The sequence below is a fragment of the Tunicatimonas sp. genome (assembly GCF_049647865.1).
Lineage (GTDB): Bacteria > Bacteroidota > Bacteroidia > Cytophagales > Cyclobacteriaceae > Tunicatimonas.
Genome location: NZ_JBARYM010000215.1, coordinates 1 through 1,960 on the forward strand (window position 1 = coordinate 1; position 1,960 = coordinate 1,960).

General features: G+C 42.4%; 2 protein-coding genes. One reads left to right on the forward strand and one right to left on the reverse strand.

All coding sequences use genetic code 11. The annotated features are described in order from the left end of the window. Positions 1–468, reverse strand: a 468-nt coding sequence (locus WBA23_RS06640) for a HupE/UreJ family protein (RefSeq protein ID WP_424581469.1), incomplete at its 3' end; no start/stop codon positions are given. 276 nt (positions 469–744) lie between these two features. On the opposite strand from WBA23_RS06640, the gene WBA23_RS06645 reads away from it, so the two are divergent. Continuing rightward, positions 745–1,960, forward strand: a 1,216-nt coding sequence (locus WBA23_RS06645) for a PDZ domain-containing protein (RefSeq protein WP_424581470.1), incomplete at its 3' end; no start/stop codon positions are given.

The following is a 1,960-nucleotide window of genomic DNA, read 5'->3' on the forward strand; positions in this document are numbered from 1 at the left end:
CACTAACACAATAGCTACAATTACGATTTGCCCGAGTTCTAAGCCTAAATTGAAGGCCAGCAGTGGTACGGTGATATCTTCTTCCTTTCCGAGCAAACTGCGAAGGTAGTTGGAGAAGCCCATTCCATGAATGAGTCCGAAGAAAAGTGCATAAGCATAATTTAGTTGAACTCTTGACGGAGAGACATTCTTCTGGCTTCGCAGGATATTACTAACCGCTGTAATAAAAATAGTCACCGGAATAAGAAACTCAATCAATGCTACATTCACTTGTATAATATTGAGCGTGGCCAGTGCCAATGTTATTGAGTGCCCAATGGTGAAAGCCGTAATTAGAATCAGTACCTTCCGCCAGTCGCGTAGCATGTACAAAGCACACAAAGCCACAACAAACAGAATATGATCATAGCCAAGAATATCCAAAATATGGGTTAGCCCCAGGTTGAAATACAGCGAAAAGGTAGACATGAAGAGAAATTAGTCCGTAAAGAAATGAAAAAAACTCTTTCTTTGTTAGCTAATTCCTAATAAGAGTAGAGACAGGCTGCCAGAATCACAAAAATGCAAATTATAGCTAATATTTTGCTAGGGCAATTAGAAAGAAAACAATGAATCTTTTATATTTTATGTTGTTTTTAAACCATCAGCTTGTCAACCTGCTATTTCTTACCTACTATTATTACATAAGCATCCACTACCAATCCGATTCAATGAATCAACGTATAAGAAGTAAAAGAAGAACGTATGAATAATTTCATTCGTGCTGTGTGCATTGCTGTTGGAGTTTTCTTCTTCACTGCTTCGGGAGTAGCCCAGGTATTTCACCGTGGCTTTCGGATGACGAACAACCGAGCTAAGCGAGTATCCATTCCCTTTGAGCTTCAGAGTAACTTGGTCATTATTCCCGTTCAAGTTAACGATGGCGAAGAGCTAAAATTTATTCTAGATACTGGAGTTCGCACCGCTATTTTAACGGACGGTATGTACGTAGAAGGCATTCCTTCCATCAATGACCGAATGATCAGCCTGATGGGTGCAGGTAATAGAGGCGAGGTGAGTGCTTACGTGAGTAATGGCATCTCGTTTACTTTACCAGAGGGGGTAGCTGCCGAAGGCAATGCTATGCTGGTACTCAAAGAAGACTACCTCCGCTTAGATAGTTACTTAGGCACTCGAGTACATGGTATATTAGGCTATGAGATTTTTAGTCGGTTTGTTGTTGAGATCGATTACATGAAACAGTTAGTGGTGTTACACAAGCCTGAATCGTTTAAGCCCTCGCGTCGCTTTACAAAAATTCCGATTTCAGTACAAGACACAAAACCCTATATTGACGGAGTACGCTTATCCGTGAATGATTCTACTACCATTACTGCTAAGTTGATGATTGACACTGGGGCCAGTCATGCGCTGATGCTCAATATGAAAAGTAGCGATTCTATTAAGGTTCCTAACCCTCACCTTTCGGGGTATTTAGGGCGAGGATTAAGTGGGGATATCTTCGGCCATATGGCTCGGGTATCGGAGCTAGGTATTGATGACTACACGCTAGAAGGAGTAGTTTCTTCCTTTCCGGAAGAGGGTGCTTTTTCGCAGGCCACTCGCAATCGCGTTAATCACAATGGGAACATCGGTGGCTCGGCTCTAAAACGGTTTCGGGTAATTTTCGATTACGCTAATGAAACCTTATATCTTCAGAAGAATCGCTACTACCGCCGCCCCTTTGACTATAATATGAGTGGGATAGAACTGATCACCGTGGGACCTTTACTGGAAACGTTCTTAGTAAGTAAAGTAATAAAAGATTCACCTGCCCAACGGGCGGGCATTCAAGAAGGGGATATGATTCTTTCCGTGAACGGACTACGGTTTCCCGAACTTAATTTGGGACTGTTCAGTACAATTGTCAGTCGCCGTCCGGGCAAACGCATCCGCATGAAGATTTACCGCAACGGTATTC